This window comes from Caldalkalibacillus salinus (assembly GCF_016745835.1).
GTDB classification, from domain to species: domain Bacteria; phylum Bacillota; class Bacilli; order Caldalkalibacillales; family JCM-10596; genus Caldalkalibacillus_A; species Caldalkalibacillus_A salinus.
In genome coordinates this window covers 169,120-188,512 of the sequence record NZ_JAERVL010000001.1, presented here as the reverse complement: position 1 = coordinate 188,512, position 19,393 = coordinate 169,120, and the positions used below count along the sequence as shown (strand labels likewise).

19 protein-coding genes and 1 other annotated feature (1 of these 20 cut by a window edge) are annotated in these 19,393 nt (G+C 43.7%); of the genes, 2 read left to right on the top strand and 17 right to left on the bottom strand.

Features of this window, described 5'->3' with window-relative positions; genetic code table 11:
- The 13 genes from spoIIAB to JKM87_RS00805 form a co-directional block, all read right to left on the bottom strand.
- Nucleotides 1-447, bottom strand: a complete 447-nt coding sequence (spoIIAB, locus tag JKM87_RS00865; protein ID WP_202076823.1) for an anti-sigma F factor — start codon at nt 445-447, stop codon at nt 1-3.
- A complete protein-coding gene (gene spoIIAA, locus JKM87_RS00860; protein ID WP_202076821.1) occupies nt 444-797 on the bottom strand; it encodes an anti-sigma F factor antagonist in 354 nt (117 codons plus the stop codon). The genes spoIIAB and spoIIAA overlap by 4 nt, the downstream gene beginning before the upstream one ends.
- 103 nt (nt 798-900) lie before the next feature.
- Nucleotides 901-2,076, bottom strand: coding sequence for a D-alanyl-D-alanine carboxypeptidase family protein (locus tag JKM87_RS00855; RefSeq protein ID WP_202076819.1), 1,176 nt, complete (start codon nt 2,074-2,076; stop codon nt 901-903).
- Nucleotides 2,077-2,254: 178 nt separating this feature from the next.
- Complete coding sequence (locus JKM87_RS00850) at nt 2,255-3,559, bottom strand: pyrimidine-nucleoside phosphorylase (RefSeq protein ID WP_202076817.1); 1,305 nt, start codon at nt 3,557-3,559, stop codon at nt 2,255-2,257.
- A gap of 49 nt (nt 3,560-3,608) precedes the next feature.
- A complete protein-coding gene (gene deoB, locus JKM87_RS00845) occupies nt 3,609-4,814 on the bottom strand; it encodes a phosphopentomutase (RefSeq protein ID WP_202077988.1) in 1,206 nt (401 codons plus the stop codon).
- A gap of 39 nt (nt 4,815-4,853) precedes the next feature.
- A complete protein-coding gene (gene xerD / locus JKM87_RS00840; protein ID WP_202076815.1) occupies nt 4,854-5,747 on the bottom strand; it encodes a site-specific tyrosine recombinase XerD in 894 nt (297 codons plus the stop codon).
- Between the two features lie 73 nt (nt 5,748-5,820).
- Nucleotides 5,821-6,057, bottom strand: coding sequence for a DUF4227 family protein (locus tag JKM87_RS00835; protein WP_202076813.1), 237 nt, complete (start codon nt 6,055-6,057; stop codon nt 5,821-5,823).
- A 107-nt stretch (nt 6,058-6,164) separates the two neighbouring features.
- On the bottom strand, nt 6,165-7,286 hold the full coding sequence (ald, locus tag JKM87_RS00830) for an alanine dehydrogenase (protein WP_202076811.1): 1,122 nt from the start codon (nt 7,284-7,286) through the stop codon (nt 6,165-6,167).
- A gap of 169 nt (nt 7,287-7,455) precedes the next feature.
- Nucleotides 7,456-7,908: a ferric iron uptake transcriptional regulator gene (fur, locus tag JKM87_RS00825; protein WP_202076809.1), complete on the bottom strand. Its 453-nt coding sequence runs from the start codon at nt 7,906-7,908 to the stop codon at nt 7,456-7,458.
- 123 nt (nt 7,909-8,031) lie between these two features.
- Nucleotides 8,032-8,658, bottom strand: coding sequence for a stage II sporulation protein M (gene spoIIM / locus JKM87_RS00820; RefSeq protein ID WP_202076807.1), 627 nt, complete (start codon nt 8,656-8,658; stop codon nt 8,032-8,034).
- Nucleotides 8,659-8,755: 97 nt separating this feature from the next.
- Nucleotides 8,756-9,871 carry an endonuclease Q family protein gene (locus tag JKM87_RS00815; protein WP_202076805.1) on the bottom strand — a complete coding sequence of 372 codons (1,116 nt, stop codon included), beginning with the start codon at nt 9,869-9,871 and terminating at the stop codon, nt 8,756-8,758.
- Between the two features lie 10 nt (nt 9,872-9,881).
- Complete coding sequence (locus JKM87_RS00810) at nt 9,882-10,433, bottom strand: NUDIX domain-containing protein (protein ID WP_202076803.1); 552 nt, start codon at nt 10,431-10,433, stop codon at nt 9,882-9,884.
- 65 nt (nt 10,434-10,498) lie between these two features.
- Nucleotides 10,499-11,674, bottom strand: coding sequence for a DUF3866 family protein (locus JKM87_RS00805; protein ID WP_202076801.1), 1,176 nt, complete (start codon nt 11,672-11,674; stop codon nt 10,499-10,501).
- A gap of 271 nt (nt 11,675-11,945) precedes the next feature.
- On the opposite strand from JKM87_RS00805, the gene JKM87_RS00800 reads away from it, so the two are divergent.
- Together JKM87_RS00800 and JKM87_RS00795 are read left to right on the top strand one after the other, a co-directional pair.
- Nucleotides 11,946-13,337 carry an aspartate aminotransferase family protein gene (locus tag JKM87_RS00800; RefSeq protein ID WP_202077986.1) on the top strand — a complete coding sequence of 464 codons (1,392 nt, stop codon included), beginning with the start codon at nt 11,946-11,948 and terminating at the stop codon, nt 13,335-13,337.
- A gap of 26 nt (nt 13,338-13,363) precedes the next feature.
- Nucleotides 13,364-14,224: a MurR/RpiR family transcriptional regulator gene (locus tag JKM87_RS00795; protein ID WP_336885106.1), complete on the top strand. Its 861-nt coding sequence runs from the start codon at nt 13,364-13,366 to the stop codon at nt 14,222-14,224.
- A gap of 72 nt (nt 14,225-14,296) precedes the next feature.
- On the opposite strand, the gene JKM87_RS00790 is transcribed toward JKM87_RS00795, so the two are convergent.
- The 4 genes from JKM87_RS00790 to trpS form a co-directional block, all read right to left on the bottom strand.
- A complete protein-coding gene (locus JKM87_RS00790) occupies nt 14,297-16,204 on the bottom strand; it encodes a TRAP transporter permease (RefSeq protein WP_202076800.1) in 1,908 nt (635 codons plus the stop codon).
- An 84-nt stretch (nt 16,205-16,288) separates the two neighbouring features.
- Entirely contained in the window at nt 16,289-17,305 is a 1,017-nt protein-coding gene (locus JKM87_RS00785; protein WP_202076791.1) for a TAXI family TRAP transporter solute-binding subunit, read from the bottom strand.
- 87 nt (nt 17,306-17,392) lie between these two features.
- Nucleotides 17,393-18,229, bottom strand: coding sequence for a sulfurtransferase (locus JKM87_RS00780; protein WP_202076788.1), 837 nt, complete (start codon nt 18,227-18,229; stop codon nt 17,393-17,395).
- A complete protein-coding gene (trpS, locus tag JKM87_RS00775; protein WP_202076786.1) occupies nt 18,229-19,215 on the bottom strand; it encodes a tryptophan--tRNA ligase in 987 nt (328 codons plus the stop codon). Before trpS ends, JKM87_RS00780 begins: the two co-directional genes overlap by 1 nt.
- An 82-nt stretch (nt 19,216-19,297) precedes the next feature.
- Nucleotides 19,298-19,393 (bottom strand) — a binding site (T-box leader); it runs 98 nt beyond the window's last position.

Genomic DNA, 19,393 nt, shown 5'->3' with positions numbered 1-19,393 from the left:
TTAGTTACATAGCGCTTCGTTAGTGGTCAATTTTTTGGTCAGTTTGACGGTCGTGCCTTTTCCTTTGGACGTGATAATTTCAACCGAATCCATAAAGTTCTCCATAATGGTAAACCCCATTCCTGAGCGTTCCATCTCTGGCTTTGTGGTGTAGAGAGGTTGTCTAGCTGTGTCGACATCATCGATGCCACAGCCCTCATCCTGGATCAATATAGTCACTTCCTGACCATGAAGTTCCGTTCTGAGATAGACCATATCTTGTCCGTTCTCTTCATAACCGTGTATGATCGCATTTGTGACCGCTTCTGACACGACCGTTTTGATATCCGTTAACTCTTCCATAATAGGGTCGAGTTGTGATATGAATGAAGCAACGGTCACGCGCGCAAACGCTTCGTTTTCGCTCTTAGCTAAAAAGCGTAATTCCATTACATTCCTCTTACTCATGATGCCACCCCCAACGCTTGTAATGCTTCTTGTTCAGAATCGACGATTTTAAGGATTTTAAATAGCCCTGATAACTCAAATAGGCGATATATGGTTGGGGATATGGCACAAATGATCATCTGTCCTTCTTTTTGCTGTATTTGCTTATAACGCCCTAGAATAACCCCTAACCCTGAGCTGTCCATAAAGTCTAGTTCTGCTACATTTAACAAAATATGGCGAATGCCATGAGTCTCTATCTTATCCTCCACCTGAACACGTAACTTCTCAGCTGTGTGATGATCTAACTCTCCGACTAACCGAATAATGAGCACATCATCTTTGGTATTCAAATCAATCTGTAGACTCAAGGTTATTCTCCTCCTTCTTCGTTATACGCAAACTTTTCGATAACTGAAGAAGGTTTTCCTTCTACATGACAAAACTAGAAAAAACTCGATAGGGGGTGTCGAATTATGATTGTAGACCAAACAGAGATTTCGTCACGCGATTAAACATCTGTAGTAATGACGCCTTAGATACATCCATTGGTGCTTTAATCGCAATTTCTGCTGTAACCTGACCCTCTTTTCTAATCCTAATGTGACCGATGACATCCCCCTCCGTGATAGGGGCCTGCAGATGAGTCAGGGGTTCAATGGCAATATCATAGTCATCGAGCGAGTCTCCTTTTCTTGTTAAAACACTCACCTGGTGAGGGACGACCATATCTAGTTTAGATTTGGCGCCTTTGTCGATGGTTACAGCATCTAGTACGTCCCCTTTTTTATAAATAGGATGTGTTTCAAATTGATTAAACGCATACGTCAACATATCAGCTGTATATTGATTACGAACTTTAGGCTTTGGTGCGCCCATGACCACTGAGATAACGCGCATATCTCCTCTCTTGGCTGTGGCGGCTAAGCAGTATTTTGACTCATTGGTATACCCCGTTTTGAGACCATCAACGCCATCATAAAATTTGACGAGTCTATTCGTATTAACTAACCAGAATGGTTTATCTGAATCTTGACGTAGGTAATCTTCATAGACACTTGTAAACTTTGTAATATCTTCGTACTTTAGTAATTCTCTAGACATGATCGCTATATCTCTCGCACTGGTATAATGATCTTCAGTGGGCAAACCATTCGTGTTACTGAAGTGTGTATTCTCTAAACCTAACGTTTGGGCTTTTTCATTCATCTTCTGGACAAACTTATCTTCGGTACCGGCTATATGCTCGGCCATAGCTACAGTGGCATCATTTCCGGAAGCGATAGCAATCCCTTTCATCATATCCTCGACACTCATCTCTTCCCCAACTTCGAGGAAGATTTGGGAGCCACCCATTGATGCAGCCCGTTCACTTGTCCTGACCATGTCTGTCCACTTTAATTGTCCTTCGTCAATCGCTTCCATGATTAATAGCATCGTCATGATTTTGGTTATACTTGCAGGGGGCAAACGTTTATCACTATCTTTCTCATAAAGGATCGTTCCCGTATCCATGTCCATTAGCACAGCAGATCGCGCATCTGGGGTTAAATCTACTTCTTCCTCTGCTTGTACAACGGGGGTCCCGTATTGCATAAAGGTCTGTATGATCAGCGTTGTACATATCAGTAATGAAATTCGCTTTAACATAGTCTCCCTCCATTCTTTTATCCCCTATTTTTTCCATGTCAATAGAAAAATATTCCTGACGTGTTAAATAAAATAAACACAATAAAAAAAGCACCCACGTACGGGGTGCGTAAAGCTTGGTGATTTTTATTTAACTGTGAACAGTGTCTTTCTTGATAGTCAGAAGAGACATCAACGTTTATTTAATCACATCGTAGATCAGTGACGGTTCTTTTTGCTCAGAATCTGCTATGCGATAGGCCTGCAAAATTTGGTCAGTGGCTTCCTTTACGTGACTTTCTTGATTGTAATGTAGGGACACGAGCACATCACCTTTTTTGACTTGCTCGCCCACTTTTTTCTGGAGCATCACACCAACCGCCAAGTCTATTTTAGATTCTTTTGTCTCACGACCAGCACCAAGCTTAGAGGCAGCCCTGCCAATCTCTTCAGCATCAATTTGCTCGATATAGCCATCTGCAGGGGCCGTCACTTCTACAACATCACTGGCCTGTGGAAGCTGATCCGGATCATAGACCTGCTCTTTGTAACCACCCTGAGCTTCAACCATGTTGGCTAGCGTATCTAACGCCTGACCATTTTGCATCGTTTCAACGAGTTGCTCTCTCGCTGCTTCAATACTATCGGCTTTACCCGCTAAAGTAAGCATATGACTTCCGAGTGTTAAGCACAGTTCTTCCAGATCTCGAGGTCCTTTTCCTTGTAGTGTATCAATGGCCTCTTTAATCTCTAAAGCATTCCCTACAGCCTTCCCTAGAGGTTGGCTCATGTCACTGATGATGGCTGTGGTCTCTCTTCCGATTTCTTTGCCGATACTCACCATTGCTCGGGCTAGATCTTGGGCTTCGTCAACTGACTTCATAAAGGCACCCGACCCTGTTTTGACATCTAAAACGATGGCATCTGCCCCGGCAGCAATTTTCTTACTCATGATAGAACTGGCGATCAAAGGAATAATATCAACCGTTGCCGTCACATCTCGCAAGGCGTATAACATTTTATCTGCGGGCGTGAGGTTACCCGATTGTCCAACGACCGCAACCTTATGTTCGTTGACCATATCTACAAACGTTTCTTTCTCTATTTCAACTGAAAACCCTTTAAAGGACTCTAACTTATCAATCGTACCGCCAGTATGTCCTAACCCTCTACCGCTCATTTTGGCCACAGGTACTCCACAGGAGGCCACGAGAGGAGCCAAAACGATGGTTGTCGTGTCACCCACGCCCCCCGTGCTATGTTTGTCTACTTTTATCCCGTTAATGGGGGACAGATCGATTTGGTCACCTGAACGCACCATAGCCATAGTCAGCTCTGCCGTTTCTTCCTTGGACATCCCCTGAAAATAAACGGCCATGGCCCAGGCACTCATTTGATAATCGGGTATCTCGCCTTCTGTATATCCCTTAATAATAAACTTAATCTCTTCTTCAGTTAATGACTCTCCGTTTCGTTTCTTCTGAATTAGATCGACCATTCTCATAATAAACCACTCACTTAAGATAAATTTTTATTCTTACAGCGTGATACGCTTAATGATTCACACTTTGATTAATTTCTGGTAAAAAGCTTTTGCCTATGCTCGGCGCTTTGACGTTAAAAATATCCGCTACAGTGGCCCCAATGTCTGCAAAGGTGGCGCGAACGCCTAAATCTACAGTCTTTTTCATTGACGGGGTATAAGCGATCACAGGGACGTATTCCCGCGTATGGTCTGTGCCATGATGAACAGGATCGTTTCCATGGTCAGCCGTAATCATTAAAAGATCGTCCTCCTTTAAGGCCGGCAAGACTTCAGCTAACTGCTGATCAAACGCTTCTAAAGCTTTACCGTATCCGACCGGATCACGACGGTGGCCGTAGACGGCATCGAAGTCCACCAAGTTAAGAAAAACGAGCCCCTGCAAATCACGTTGACATTGTTCTAGGAGTTTATGCATGCCATCCTCATTTGATTTTGTTTTCACTGAGTCTGTGACCCCTTCACCATCGTAAATATCTGATATCTTCCCTAGAGCGATACTGTCGAAGTTCGCTTCCTTCAAGTGAGACATCACTGTTGGTGCAAATGGACTCAGCGCATAATCGCGGCGATTCGGTGTACGTTCAAATGCACCGGGCTTGCCGACAAATGGGCGTGCAATCACGCGGCCTAACTTATAAGGATCTTCTAGCGTGAGTTCCCTGGCAACTTCACAAATCTCATAAAGTTCATCTAAGGGGACAATCTCCTCATGGGCCGCAATTTGAAACACACTGTCTGAAGACGTGTAGACGATGAGATGACCCGTTTCCATGTGTTCAGGTCCTAACTCTTTTAGGATTTCCGTCCCTGAGGCCGCTTTATTGCCGATCACTTTACGACCCACGCGTTTTTCAAACGCTTCAATCAAGTCTCGCGGGAATCCGGTTTCGGTAAACGTTCTAAATGGCTCTTCCACTTTTAATCCCATAATCTCATAATGCCCAGTCATGGTATCTTTTCCAGCTGAAATCTCCTTCATTTTACCATGTACCCCAAGAGGTTGATCGACAGGGTCAATCCCCTGAACAGATACGATGTTACCTAAACCGAGCTTTTGCATGTTAGGCATCCTTAACCCGTTCATTTTTTCTGCAATATGCCCTAACGTATGGGCGCCTTCATCATTAAACTCAGGTGCATCGGGCAGTTCTCCAACACCGACACTATCCATGACAATAAGAAATACTCTTTTAAAATGCTGGTCTGTACTCATGGTTGTCTTTCCCTCCAATTGTTCCTGATTCATCTTCATTTATGCACGAGGATGGGCTTGACTGTAAACATCTTTCAGCCTTGCTTTGGTGACATGCGTATATATTTGTGTAGTCGAGATATCGGCATGTCCTAGCATTTCCTGAACGGAACGCAAATCCGCGCCATTTTCTAATAGGTGTGTGGCAAACGAATGCCTTAGCGTATGTGGCGTCAGCTCTTTCTTTATCCCTGCCTGTTTGGATAAGCTTTTAAGGTTCTTCCAGAAACCTTGTCGCGTCATCATCCGCCCGTGATGATTAAGAAACAAAGCTTTGGCCTGCTTTGATTTGTCTAGTGTCCGTCGCCCGCTGTTCATATACCTTTCTAGTGACTTAATGGCAATGTCACCCAAAGGGACAATACGTTCTCTAGCCCCCTTGCCCATACATTTCACGTAGCCCATATGTACATAAACATGATCTAATTCAATGGCAATTAGTTCGGATACGCGTAATCCGGTGGCGTATAATACTTCCAACATGGCCTCGTCACGTTCAGCTAAAGATCGGTTACGATGCAGCTTAGGGGCTTCCAATAACATGTTGACCTCCTCAGCCGTTAATACTTTAGGCAACCGACGCTCTCGTTTCGGCGACTCAATGTGTGTTGTGGGGTCCGTTTGTATATACCCGTCCCGCACTAAAAATTGAAAAAAGGTTCTAATGGAAGAGAGCGTACGAGACAGCGTTGTACTTGCCCTTCCTTTATCACGTAACACCGTTAAATAATCAATCACATGACGCCTCGTAATCGACTCAATCTCCTTGATCTCTTGCTGCTCTATATGTTGAAAGAATGAAGTTAAATCTCGTTCATAAGCTTGTAGCGTATTTGTAGCAAGTCCTTTTTCTACAGATAAATAATGGATAAAGGTTTGGACATGACTTAACATACGTCCCCCTCCTCTCCAGCGTGGTGACGCTCCAATCTTCATGCTGCCATCATGAACCTCTCATCACAACTTGCTACTCCCCATACCAATAATAGAACATCAGACGTTGTTTGACATCATGTAATGTTGTTAACATCTCTCCATCAGCATCAAATACTTTGACTGCTCGCCCTCTAGGCCCATCTTCACGATAATTCTCTTCTACCAAACCGCCTATCCACACAATACCACCATAAAAGAGCAGGGTGAGTGTTGTAAAAATAACGAGCAGTTGACATAGCCGAACGACTTCTCTCACATGATCGCCCATGGACATACCTCCTCATATTAAGGTATGCCAAAAATACACACTTTCATACTTAAAAAAATTGTCCCTCTCATGTTTGGTGTTACAACATGTGAAGGACAATCTCTGATCTATGATTGTAACGCTTCAGCTAAAGGCGTATACGGTAAATCTAACGATTGAGATACGGCTTCATAGGTGACATAACCATTCACCACGTTGACCCCTCGTGCTAAGGCTGGGTTTTCAGTGATCGCTTGCTCATATCCTTTGTTCGCTAACTGTTTGGCATAAGGCACAGTAACGTTAGTCAAGGCAATGGTGGAAGTGCGTGGGACTGCGCCAGGCATGTTCGCCACAGCATAGTGTACAACACCATGCTTTTCATAAGTTGGGTCACTATGCGTCGTTGTTTTATCTATCGTTGAAATAGATCCCCCTTGGTCAATCGCTACGTCAACGATAACAGAGCCAGGTGTCATTTGCTCTACCATATGTTCCTTCACAAGCTTCGGTGCTCTTGAACCCGGAATGAGGACAGCCCCTACGAGAAGGTCTGCTTGTTTGACAGATTGTGTAATATTAAGGTCATTAGACATGAGAGTCTGTACGCGACCACCAAACACATCGTCAAGGTAACGTAAACGATCAGGGTTAATATCTAAAATCGTGACCTGAGCCCCTAATCCCATGGCCATTTTTGCCGCATTCGTGCCAACGATACCACCACCGATAATCACAACGCGACCAGGTGATACACCCGGTACACCACCGAGTAGAACGCCTTTACCACCGTGGGGTTTCTCTAAGAATTGTGCACCGATTTGTACCGACATTCGACCCGCTACTTCTGACATCGGTGTTAATAAAGGTAGTGCCCCATTATCTAATTGAATCGTTTCATATGCAATGGCAATCACTTTGTTATCTATTAACGCTTGGGTGAGATCAGGTAGAGGAGCTAGATGTAAGTATGTAAATAAAATAAGGCCCTCTCTGAAGTATCGATATTCTGATGGAAGCGGTTCTTTCACTTTCATAATCATCTCAGATTGTGTCCATACAGCTTCAGCTGACGGAAGGATGGTCGCGCCAACAGACTGGTAATCTTCGTCTGTGAAACCACTCCCCATACCAGCGTTCGTTTCAATCAGTACCTTGTGTCCGGCGTTTGTGAGATCTTGTACACCGGCAGGTGAGTTAGCAATCCGGTTCTCGTTATCTTTTATTTCCTTGGGTATTCCTATGATCATAGATGTATAACCCTCCTTTAATTATATTTTAAACGAAATGCAAATAAATCAATCATGAATGTTTGAATAAGTCCATCCAAAAATATACGGTAACTTAAAATGACCGACTTGTAAAGATTTATATATTAAAAAAATGTATAGACCATCGATGAACAACAGCCTATACACACTACTTTTTATCCGTATTTTCTGTACACCTATGACAGACACCGTGAAATGTGAGCTGGTGGTCATAAATTTTAAATTGAAAATTTCGTTCAACTTTTTTCTCTACTTCACCTAAAAGGTCTTCCATAATTTCATCTACTGATCCGCACTGAATACAAACCATGTGGTGATGAAATCTTTCAGCACCCTCGGCATTTAGGTCATAGCGAGCCACACCGTCACCAAAGTTGATCTTATGTATGATCTTAAGATCACTGAGCAGTTCTAGGGTCCGGTAAACGGTGGCTAACCCTATTTCGGGTGATCGTTCTTTTAAGAGAAGGTATACATCTTCTGCACTTAAATGGTCTTCTTCATTCTCTAGTAAAACGCGAACGGTAGCTTCTCTTTGGGGTGTTAATTTGTAGCTATGCGCGTGTAGTTGTTTCTTAATATTGTCCATCCTTTGTTCCATGTATACCCCTCCCAATTCGCTATTCCTGTAATAATTATAGAGAGGACGTGTCTATTAGTCAAATGATGCAGCTTGTGGATGGACCAAAATTTAGCTTGCCTTCTTGTCCTACACACGCATTTGCTATCCTATTAAACGCATAAACACCGGCGAGATATACGTTTCAAATAAAGCGACAACAAACAAAATGAGTGACGCACCGAACATGATTGCCATGTAGTACCCAAGGCGTGGTTTACGTTTGACACGATTTTGGCCAAAGATATAGCCTATCAGCTGTAATGAAAAGGATATACTTAATACACTCATCAGCAAGATTAGTGGAACGACCACCATATTTTGAGGGATAACGGATACGAGTGAAAGTAGGAATCCTTCCCAACCGAGTTGATGAACCAAGAAACCGACTGAAAAACCAACAAAAACCCCTTTTAAAAATAGCAAGATCAGTATGATGGGTAGTCCAATAATCGATAGGCCGAGTAGCCATATGACTCCAGTGTATTTCATATAATGGATAAAACTTTGCCAAAATGCGTAAGACGGCTCAACGATATGATCTTCTTTCATTTCGCTCATAAATTGTTCAAAATAAAACACTAAGTCTGCTTGTTGAGAGTGCCCTAAGCTTTGTACTGTCACTGTACCAAATATGATGCCCATAACAAACAGGACAACGATGAACAAATATAAGGAAGCGTGCCGTTCAAAGTGTCGTTGAATGCCATGTCCCATTTTTTGATGGAGCATACGTTTGTCCCCCTCATTAGGATTTGTACTATAAGGATTTGTACTATCCTATGATAGGCTTGTCTACGTTATGCCCCCTCTTATCCAAAAAGAAGATTTAAGCCTCGTAATTCTTCACTTTACCGTACTTTCCAGAACCTCCTTGCTCAAACACGAGTCGGCCTTCACGAGCAGCGATAATCTGAGAGGCGACTTCCCCTGGTACACACTGTTCCAGCTCAGCTTTGGTTGAGTGGTGTATGACATTCATCTCTGATCCAAACGTGTCCACCAGTGTGTTTAACGTTTTTGGGCCTAACCCTGGGATATACTCCAAAGGGACTTGGGGGATATAGGGCGGACGAATAGGCTTGTCTCGTGGGTGTCCCTGATAAAGCTGACTTTGATCAGCCGCCAACTGAGAGACACGACGAGAGACCTCCACGTGGTATTTTCCTAATTTAGGGTCTAAGCCGTAATTCGCTTCTATTCGTTGATTCCCTTGGCCGAGTAGTGCTTGTCTCAGATGCTGAAAGTCCGCTTCGGATAATGACATCTTTTGATACTCTCGACCAATTTTAGGTAATGAGTGGGCATCGGAGTTTGTCAAGTAAGGATAGTTTTGTAATTCTAGCAATGAGTCCGCCATACTGGTATCCGAGCTCAACCCTAGTTCAACAGCCTCAACTTGATTTGGTTCAAATACTTCGCCTAAACTTTTGGCCACACCTTTTCCGTATAAGCTCTTAAACGGCGTAAATATATGGGCCGGGATAAATAATCCACCGAGTTCCTGAACTTTGCGTTGTAGGATTCTCCCCTCAACATAGCTACGCTGTGAACTTAGCGTAATATTCTTTTGATACTGTGTCATCCAATGGCTGAAGGCCGCCATTTCCTCCAAGGTAGGGAAATAGCACAGCACATGTATAGGGCCTAAGCAATGTTGGTCATAGATTTCTATTTCAGTCCCTAAGATAAGGGTTGTCCCCTGATACTGCATTCCACCACCTGCACAAGGCGTGGCTTGTCCAGATCTTATTAACTGCTTCAATTCTGCGATGACCTCAGGCACATGACTATCAATTATCCCAACCATCTGCATCCCTTTTTGGGTTGATGCGTGTTCTAAAACGTTTCGCAAGGTCATGTTTTTAGAGGCGGTTATCTTGACTGGACGACCCGTTTCCGTTTGGCCCAGATGTATATGTAAGTCTGCATAAACGGTCTTCATCATGTTCATCTCAATTCTTGTTATGATTGGCGTTGTTTAGCTGCCAATGAAGCAGGGCGTAGCACGTCTTCGCATCGTGAATTTTTTCTTCTTTCATGAGTTGTAGCGCCTGTTCTAAAGTGACTTCCACTCTCTCCACAAATTCATCCTGATCGGGTTGGGCTTCACCACTGATTAATGCAGTAGCTTCGTATAGATATAGGATTTCATCGGCAAAACCGGGGGAGGTGTAAAAGGACGTGATATAACTCATGTGTTCCGTTTGATAACCGGTTTCTTCTGCTAATTCTCGCTGAGCACAAATGACGGGGTCCTCGCCTGACTCTAGTTTTCCGGCCGGTATTTCGTATATCTCTTTTTCTAGCGGCTTACGAAATTGTCTGATCAGCACCATCTTCTCATCAGCGGTAAAAGGAACGATAGCAACGGCTCCTGGATGCTTAACCAACTCACGTTTGCTCGTATGACCATTCGGCAATTGAACGTCGTCTACTTGCACGCGTATAATTTTTCCCTCGTATATAGATTGGCTTCCGATGGTTCTCTCAGTGAAATCTTGCATGGTAGACTCAATCATCCCTTCTTTTTGTGGTTCTTAAGTCTATTTTACCATGTATCTTGTGTATGTCACTGATTGTGTAAGTACCAATATACGGCTGCAGCGACCGCTTGAAACATGAGGGGCTCTTGGTTATAACCTCTCCCCATGGAACGAATCGGTTTTTCATACCATTTCAGTGCCTCTAGTATCAGCGTATGGAGAGTTTGAGCAGGAACTGGGTATACATGATGTTGATCCTGTAGTTGCGCAATCTGCTGCGAATAGCGTAATTGATATTGCTCATAAGAGGAAGGTGACCATGCGCCCTCACACAACTGGTCGCCCTCTATGTCTGGATAAGGGATAATAGCAGGAACAAGTGTATGTGCAAGTAACGGTGTAAGTGTGTGATGACTAAAACCGATGTGGCGAGAACGTTTATCGTTTATTTGTATACGTGGAATGACAACCGCCCTTCCACCTAATGTATGGACAGTATGAATCCACTGAGACAGACTCATACCACTAAACCCTCTACTTGTTCCTGTCCCCACAACACCCGGCCCCTGAGTAATAAGGATATCATCAGCCTCAGCAACCTTCACAGCCGCTTCCAATGCAGTATAAAGATTGACAGCCTCTATGTCTCCCCCACTTGCTTGACCATACGTAATCGTCATCATATTCGCTTTGTGTTTCAACGTGCGGATATGTTGACTGAAGGACGCTTGCAAACAAGCTTGATCATCCATTATGTATACAAATGTACGCCCCTGTGAGTTTTCTGAGTTCTGACCGGCTCCCGCTTTTTTGAACGAATTTGTTTCTGATGTGAGTGTTTCTAACAGTGCAACCCATAACGGTAAGACACTGTGTAACTCCGACATGAACACCCGTTTATTTTCTAGAGAGAATGGCAGGCAAAAAGCATCGTGTCTATCACTCTCGGGTGCTTCCACAGCATGCACGGCCACCTGAGTCGGGGCATAACGCATTTTGATAATATGACCCGGGTGGGAAGACTCACTCTTTTCTTCTGATATCGTGCTAATAGCCATTACAAATCCGTATCCACCTGTTCCTAAATCTAAATCAATGGCAACTGTATTGACATACACACGATCCCCCATTCGGCAAGCGGGGTGTATCGCTAGGTAATTGATCACTGTGATCTCTCTGGCATCTTCAAGTTTTACGGTTGCGATTTGTATTTGACTATCCTCTTCGAGTATGTCATTGACGTTTCCCCAGTACCCGACCATGCGCTGAATCCCCCTTCCATTCTCTTGAGGGTACGACCCTTTGTCCTTCTTCTAAGGTATGACCGAGTGACGCCTCTCATTCAATTTTTCATATATAGAAACATGGTCAATTTTCCAATCGCCTAAAAAATGACGTTTACAGACAACTTTTAAGTGTGATATACATATAGATGTAATATATATTTCACAATCATTTAATAAGAAATATTCATTCAAAACACTAATGTCATGTTAGTGCATCCTTCATAAGGAGAGGTGTCCTCTTTTGAACATGAAAGCGGCTGAGCCGGAACCGTTATTTTCCGATTTCCCCATATCTGAGACAATGTACACGCGTGCCCAACGTTCTATCCCTGGTGGTGTTTCGGCCAACATTAAACATTTTCAACCGCACCCTATCTTTATGGAACAGGCCCAAGGCAGTCACATTTGGGATGTTGATGGCCATCATTATATCGACTATCTGCTCTGCTATGGTGCGTTAATGACGGGACATGGTCATCCTCGTGTGATGCAAGCGGTGGAGAAACAATTACGTTCTCTTGGGACCACCGTGTTTGGTGCGCCTCACCGTATGGAGTTCACACTTGCCGAAAAAGTGGTCTCCCTTTTTCCCGGTATGGATCAAGTCAGATTCACAAATTCTGGATTAGAAGCTACCCTATTGTGCCTACGTTTAGCAAAAGCGTATACCAATCGAAATAAAACCGCCAAGTTTGAAGGGCATTACCACGGAGGTTATAACGAGGTATTATATAGTATCAGCCCCAACGTAGAGCAGGCCGGTCCTGATGATGCTCCACATGCTCAACCCGAGTCGATGGGTTTAAATGATCACGAATCAGATCAAACCATCGTCCTTCCTTTTAATAATATCGTGGCCACAGAACAAATTTTACGTGCCCATGCGGATGATATCGCCGCAGTCATTTTAGAACCTGTCCAAGGTGGATTCATCCCGGCTGAAAAAGCTTTTCTACAAAAATTACGTCAAATCACGAAAGAATTAGGGATCATACTCATATTTGATGAAGTGAAAACCGGTTTTAGAATCACCCTTGGTGGTGTCCAAAATGATTATGAAGTCATACCAGACCTAACAGCCCTAGGAAAGGTTCTCGGAGGTGGTTTTCCGATCGGTGCAGTGGGGGGACCTCGTGAATTGATGACGTTGATGACCCCCCAATCAAAAGCTGACGTATTTGCTAAACAACAGGAACATCAGTCTAAGGAGGACGTCTTATTTCATAGCGGTACGTATAATGGTCACCCCACCGTACTGGCGGCAGGCTTAGCCACAATAACATTCTTAGAGGAAGACGGTCATTTACAGCGGACGATTGATCGCACTCATACTTTACGTCAACATTTAGAAGAGTTATATAAGCATGAAAATGTACCCATGCAAACGCTGGGAATGGGCAGTATGTTTAACATTGTGATGACACGTAAACCTATTAGAAACTATAGAGACTTAAAACATGATCAGCCAACTCTTCGACGTCACATCGATTACTTGTTATTAAAGCAAGGGATTTATACCAAACCACTGAATCGCTATTCCTTGTCTACAGCCCATACGATGGAAGATATAAAAGCCACGGTTCGTGCACATCAGGAAGTGTTAACTATGATCGGTAACAGACACAGTCTGAGCTTTTAGTTTTAAAAAAGGAGGATTTTATAGCAGTGGATGAAGTTTTGAAACGCATTGAAACGCATCGAACAAGAATGAGTCAAACACAGGAAAAAATAGCGACCTATATCTTGCACCAACCTGAGTCAATCCCCTTTTGTACGGTTGGTAAGCTGGCAAAGCTAACGGGGGTCAGTGAAGCATCCGTCGTCCGTTTTGCCACTTTTTTGGGGTATAAAGGCTATTCTGATTTACAACAAGATTTGCACCGTAAAGCCCAAAAACAATTGACGACGGTTGAACGTCTACAGCTTGCAGAAAACGTCTACGAACCTGCGGAGAAAGCGATATATGAAATTTTTGATGATGATATTCGTAATATCCAACGAATGGCAGAAACCTTAAACCCTAAAGATTTTCACCAAGCGATTGAATTAATCGTCTCAGCTAAAAGAATCTTTATCATTGCCAATCGAAGTGCTACCGCCATGGGACAGTTTCTAGAATTCTATCTCGATATGATGTTAGAAAACACTGAACTCATACGCAACCCGAACGGTATCTCAGAAAAGCTATTCCGCTTAGATGAACAGGACCTTGTCATCGGACTCAGTTTTTCACGGTATACGCAGAGCTCCATTAATGCTGTGGCATTTGCTAGAGACCGTGGCACACCAGTCGTCGCTATCACGGACCATATCCTGTCACCATTGGTTCCACTCGCTAATGTGGCGCTCACCTCCCCCAGTGAGATGCCATCATTCATCGATTCATTTGTCGCACCCCTGAGCTTAATCAACTCTCTTATCGTAGCGGTTGGGAGAGAGAAACGCGCTCAGATTGAAAGCCATCTATTAGAATTGGAACATGTGTGGGATCGATTTAATATCTTTTACCAAAAACAAAAGAAGTGAGAGACTTGACAGTTTTCTCACTTCTTTCACATGTTCATTCATATGAGGCTTACTTAAGACTCTATGAGCTACTTAAGACACTTCAGACGCTGGAGTATCTTTCCGTTTGTTAAAGTATTGTATCAATCCAACTGTTATGAGTACGGCAATACCCACAATATCAGATAAATAGCCAGGATTGACCATGAATATACCGGCGATAAAAAATGGGATTCTTTCCCACACATTCATTTTGCTGATCAGATGGCCCGCAAAGGCACTACTAATCATGACCATACCAATGACGGCACTCGCAATGGCGAAGCCCAGTTGCAGGGGCTCCACATCACCCTGTAGGACTAACATAGGGTTGAGTACGAAGATGTACGGGATAAGAAAAGCGGCAAACGCAATTCTTGTCGCCGACACGCCTGTACGTATCGGACTTGCTCCTGCCACACCTGCCCCTGCATACGCTGCTAAACCAACCGGTGGTGTAATGTCTGCCATAATCCCAAAGTAGAAAACGAATAAATGAGCAGCCAATACAGGAACACCTTCAAGCTGTAGAATAGCAGGTGCGATTAATGTGGCCGTCACAACGTAGTTCGCTGTGGTTGGTAGCCCCATGCCTAATACGATACAGGCCAGCATAGAAAGTATGAGAGTTGGAATAACATAGCCGCCGCTCAAGTCAAGAATGGTAGAAGCAATTTGCAAACCAAACCCGGCTGCATTAATATTTCCGGCAACCATACCGGCTGCAGCTACAGCTGCTATAACGGGGATGGCCACTCTTGTGGCTTCCACTAGAACCTCTATCATTTGCTTGATGCTTAAACGTGTTTCTCTACTTAAGAAACTGAGAACAAAGGCAGCGAAGATCCCATACCATGCCGCTTTCATAGGAGACATGTTATTGCCAAGCGTGATCACAATGACCACGAGCGGTAGTAACATATACCCTTTTTTTAACAACAGGGGCCAAAAATGAGGTAAATTTTTCACTGACATACCACTAAGGCCTTCACGCTTCGCTTCAAAATGAACGGACATGAATACACCAACAAAGTATAAGACAGCTGGTATCGCGGCTGCCATCGCGATCTCAATGTATGTCATGCCTGTAAATTCTATCATAATGAACGCCGCTGCACCCATGACGGGTGGTAGAATTTGTCCACCGGTTGATGCTGAAGCTTCAACTGCACCTGCAAAACGCGGCCGGAAACCGAGCTTTTTCATCAGTGGGATGGTAAAACTACCAGAACCTACCGTATTAGCGATCGAGCTTCCTGTAATCGTCCCTTGGAAGGCACTCGCAATGACGGCTGCTTTGCCTGGTCCACCTGTGTATCGCCCCGCTAAAGCGAAGGCCAAGTCATTAAAAAATTTACCGGTCCCTGTATACCGTAGTAGTACACCAAAAAATAAAAACAAAAAGATAAATTGCGCAGATACAGCGATGGGTGTACCCAAAATAATCGTATCTGTATAGACGTGTCGAGGGATGATAAGGCTGTAATCAAGGCCCCCAACTGTCATTGTTAAAAGTAAGGCTCCAAATCCTAACACGACAATCGGCCAGCCTACAGCTCGGCGCGCTCCCTCTAGGACCAACAGAATCATGACCGCGTTAAGGATGACATCAAATGTGTCGTATCTCCCCATGGTCCTCATAATGTCATCGATATTATAGATAAAATAGGCCCCAAATGCTAACGGTATCATAGATAAAATAAGATCATAGAAAGGTACTTTATCATTTATGCTCTTTTTAGAAAACGGGAATAATAAAAACAAGATACTCAGACCAAGACATAAATGTACCGTGCGATGTATATGCCACGGAGGCATTCCAAAATGTGCAGTATATAGATGATAGAGAGACAGACTGATCGCCAATACAAAAAAGAGTTTGTATTGTATACCACTCAAAAGTCTAGTCTGTTGTTCAGGGTCATACTTCCTGAGATCCTGATCTACATGTTCCTGAGACATAGCAACACCTCCGCTTTTTAAAAAAGAGAAAGGCTAGACAAGAGCCTTCCTCTTTCTACAACAATGATTTTTAGGTTTATCACGTTACTCTAATTCAATACCTTGTTCCTCAAAGTAACGTTCTGCACCAGGGTGTAACGGTGTGGTCACACCATTTAGCGCGTTTTCTAGAGAGATTTGATTACCCACGTTGTGCGTTTCTGCAATCGTCTCTGTGTTTTCGTACATGGCTTGCGTTAGCTCGTACACGAGGTCTTCACTTAAATCGTTAGACGCCAGCATGAGCGCTTGCATTGTGACTGTCTCGTAATCTGCTTCCATACCCTCATACTCATCTTGTTCTACAACGAAAGGCGAGTAAAACGGATGAGCTTCACGAAGAGTATCTAGTTCCTCCCCTACGATATCAAGGAACTGCACGTCGTGAGTAGAAGTCACATCATGAACAAGGCCAGATGGGCTACTTACAACAGCAAATACGGCATCAACACCGCCATCTTTGTACGCACTCACGGCATCACCAAAGTTAGAATTGCGTACATCGATATCATCAAACGTTAATCCGTACGCTTCTAATACTTGGCGAGTCGCTACTGCTGTACCGCTTCCAGGTGGTCCAACTTCAACCACTTTCCCTTCTAGATCAGCCACAGTTTCAATTCCTGCGGACGGATTAGCAAAGGCATACACAACCTCAGGATATACAACGCCCATAACACCGAAAGATGTTACTTCGCCATCTTCTTCAAATTCCTCAATGCCTTGGTGTGCATAATCTGCGATAAAGTTGATGGACATACCTAAATCAATAGAACCACCGTCTAATAAACGGATATTTTCAACTGACGCGTTTGTTTCGTTCACTTGGACATTAGAGACACCTTCTACTTCGTTCTTCCAAACTTGACCAATAGCGCCTCCAAGTGGGTAATACGTTCCGGCAGAGCCACCCGTCCCTAGTTGTAAATTAACTGGATCTGCAGCTTCTGTCCCTTCTTCCGTATCTCCTCCATTACCATCTTCTGTCGCTCCTCCACACCCTACTAAAGCTAAAGATAGCACGAGTAGAAGTGTTAATCCGGAGAATAATCTCTTTTTCATCTTTTTTTCCCCCTTATATGTAATATAAGCCTCGCTTATTATATCATAGTTCAATTGGACTAGCAAAATATAGAAATATTCTAATAGTTACGTCATTTTCTTAGGTGTATCTTCATAACTAATCCAGTCACTCCAGCTTCCTAGATATAACCTCGGTGTTATTCCTATTTCATCTAAAGCCATGATGTTCACACAAGCGGTCACCCCAGAACCACAATAAACAATCGTGTTCTTCTTCTCCACCGCATATGGGTCAAAACGCTTACGTTGCTTGTCATTCTGTATCCAGTAACCATTATCATCTAAGCTCTCTTTCCAAAAAACATTAACAGCGTTAGGGATATGGCCACCGACACGATCTACAGGTTCGTGTTCTCCACTGTATCGCTCCGGGGATCTCGAATCAATGATGACGGTATCCTCCTGATTGAGTGCTTGTTTTACATCCTCCATCTGAGCAAGGAGCGAAGGGTTTAATTGAGGTTCAAATGTTTTGCTCACTGGTGTGGGCATGATGGGCGACGTGGGATAACCGTTAGATTTCCAGGACGTATAGCCACCATCCAAAACGTAAACGCTTGGGTGTCCTAGGTACTTCAGCAACCACCATAACCTAGCAGCCATAGCCCCTCCTTGCGCGTCATAGGCAACGACTGAAACGTCACGATCAATACCTGCCTCCCCTAGTTTTGTAATGAGTTCATCAAGTTGAGGAAGGGGATGGCGCCCACCATGCGTTGAAACTGAACCCGACATATCACGTTCAAGATCAAAGTAACGTGCGCCAGGGAGATGGTCTTCAAGGTAAGCTTCACGTCCTGCATTCGGTTCCCCTAGGGTAAAACGACAGTCAACGGTAACGACTTTTGGATCATCGAGATGATCCAAAAGCCAAGCTTGACTCACAATGTTTTTAAAGCCCATTATATCCCCACCCCTAAGGCGTCTTTGACTCTTCTTAATGTTGCATTGGCAACAGTGCTCGCCTTTTCAGCACCATCACGAAGAATTCGATCTAATTCTTCAGAGTGATAATAGTACTCATAGCGTTCCTGAATCGGACTTAACTGATCGACAACAACCTCTGCTAATTCTCCCTTCAGGGCACCATAGCCTTTGCCTTCAAAGTGTGCCTCTACAGCTGACATCGGTTGATCTGTTATCAAAGCGTAAATGGATAGAAGGTTGCTCACAGCCGGCTTCTCTTCGGGATCGAAGCGGATGTGATTCTCTGAGTCCGTCACGGCACGCTTGATCTTCTTCTCGATTCGTTTAGGCTCATCGAGTAGTGAGATATAGCTATTTTCATTCGGGTTGCTCTTACTCATTTTACTTGTTGGATCGGTTAAGGACATCACTCGTCCGCCCACTTCGTTTATCAGAGGATCTGGGATGACAAACAGTTCCTGATCAAATTTGTTGTTCATACGTTGAGCAATGTTTCGCGTCAGTTCAATATGTTGTTTCTGATCTTCTCCTACTGGAACATGCGTGGCGTTGTACAGTACAATATCAGCCGCTTGTAATGCAGGGTACGTGAATAATCCAGTCGGTATGCTTTCGTCTTCTTTTGATTTTTCTTTGAACTGGGTCATACGTTCAAGCTCACCCATGTAAGAGTGACATGTCATGATCCATCCCAGTTCTAGGTGTGCAGACACATCAGATTGTATAAATAAAGTCGCTTTCTTAGGATCGATGCCAACAGCAAGGTAAGTGGCTGCCAATTTACGGATGTTCTCTTTTAGATTTTCTACATTTCGAGGAAGGGTCATGGCATGATAATCTACGATACAGAAAAAACAGTCTTCTTCCTCCTGTAGCTTAACAAATTGTCTGAGTGCCCCAATGTAATTCCCTAGTGTCATAGTACCGCTCGGTTGTACTCCTGATAAAATTCTTTTTGCCATTGTTTCGTCACCTCTTACTTCGTTTCGTTTTATTTTATTTGTGTTCTAAAGATTTTTGGAAATTAAAAAAGGTCGTACCACTGTAAAGGACGGGAGGCCCGTGGTACCACCTTTATTAACCGACTTATCCATGTACGACAACATATCAACGGTCGATTCACTCTTCATCACATTGCTC